This is a genomic window from Carnobacterium divergens, assembly GCF_900258435.1.
In the GTDB taxonomy this organism is placed as follows: Bacteria; Bacillota; Bacilli; order Lactobacillales; family Carnobacteriaceae; genus Carnobacterium; species Carnobacterium divergens_A.
The window spans coordinates 15,813-17,518 of the sequence record NZ_LT984412.1 but is presented as its reverse complement, the minus strand read 5'-3'; the positions used below and the strand labels follow the sequence as shown (position 1 = coordinate 17,518).

General features: G+C 36.0%; 1 protein-coding gene. It reads right to left on the bottom strand.

Features of this window, described 5'->3' with window-relative positions:
* Positions 1 to 215: 215 nt before the first annotated feature.
* On the bottom strand, positions 216 to 1,514 hold the full coding sequence (locus tag CDIMF43_RS00395; RefSeq protein ID WP_014017385.1) for a polysaccharide deacetylase family protein: 1,299 nt from the start codon (positions 1,512 to 1,514) through the stop codon (positions 216 to 218).
* Positions 1,515 to 1,706 lie beyond the last annotated feature (192 nt).

The following is a 1,706-nucleotide window of genomic DNA, read 5'->3' as shown; positions in this document are numbered from 1 at the left end:
GATAGCAGGAGGAATGACGATGAATCATTTTAAAGGAAAGCAATTTCAGCAGGATGTGATTATTGTAGCCGTGGGCTACTATCTTCGTTATAACCTTATCCACGGTGTTCAAGAAGCAACTCCTCAGCAATAAGCGCTAGATTTCCAAAATATGAGAAACTATTTTAGAAATCTAGTTCTTATTTGCTCGGAGCTGGACGCTTCTTTCACAACCTCTATCCTCGATCTTTTTGGTCATACACTTCTTTGACGTTGATAAATTGATCAAGTATTGGATTTTCTCCTTTTAGGTCAGCTTCGAAACGGATACCGTCAATATTGATTCTGGCGTTACGGTAGTAGTCAGTTCCTAGTTGTCCCCATGCAGGAGTTGAGGCATCGACATTGCAGAAGATATCAAATCCTTGTTGTTTCAAGTAAGCAAATTTTTGATTTGCTTCAGAATAAGGTTGCCAATCGCTGATGTCAGCGCCAAATGGGTAGATCAAAATATTTGTTTTGCCTAAAATAGGTGCAACTTCATTTTGCCAACGTTCATTATCTTGTTGGATATCGGCTAAAGAAGCTTGTGTCATATTCAAGTGTCCCCAAGTATGAGAAGCAAAACTCCAACCATCTTTCTTTAATTGATCAGCAACTTTTTTGGCTGCTTCGATTTCTTTGTTTGTTTTTTCGTTATCACCATATTCTGATTTTGATGTACGGTAACCTAATACACCATTATAGCCTGTTAAAGCTAATGTTCCTTTGGCGCCTTGATAAGAAAAATCGGGATGTTTTTTAATGAATGAATCGATCAATGGAACCATATCATAGTCACCAACAGTTTCCTTCTTATTGTCGATATAAATATTCTTGATTTGGTTCTGTTTATCGACAATCAACTTACTTGGAAATCCTGAATTGTCCATGTATTCATAATAGCTGACATCGTCTTGCGAAAGAATTAACGGTTTCTTTCCTTCTGGAAGAGAAACACCTGTAAAGGTCAGTTTTCCATCTGTTCCTTTTTTGACTAATCCATTTAGATTAACAAGAACATAGTTATTTTTATATAACTGATCAATGGTTTTATTGAATTCGGAAATAGTGACCATATAATCTTTATACCCTTGTGCTTGCTGGGTATGAAAAGCCTTAGCTGGATCAACAATCAGACTATGAAAGAAGACGTGTGAGATTTTGGTCGGGTCTTCCCATTTTACCAAGGATTCTTTTTCTTTTTTCAAAGTTGCTAACAATTGTTGCGCTTCTTTGGCGTCGTCTTTTTCAAGTAAGGCGATGGCTTCATCATAATGATAACTTGCAGCAAGCTGTTTTGCTTGATCAAGCTGTTTCGTCGTTTGTTTATCTTCAACAGGTTTTGAGCTGCTGCTTGAGTGTTGAGTTGTTTGACTAGTGTTTTCTAATTTATTGTTTGTTACTGCTTGTGTAACAAAAAAGATACTTACACCTAGAATAATAACAGTGCATACAGAAGTGACAGCCAATATGATTTTGTGTGTATGTTTCATTTTATCGTCCCCTACTACTTTTTGATTTCAAAAACCCCCGTAAGCTTTTCTTAATCTTTTGAAAAACTTCCCATAACCATTGTAACGAATATAGGGTTCTGTTGCAAAGTTTTAAATCTACTATCAAATAAGGTAGAATAATAGAAAAAGATAGCAGGAGGAATGACGATGAATCATTTTAAAGGAAAGCAA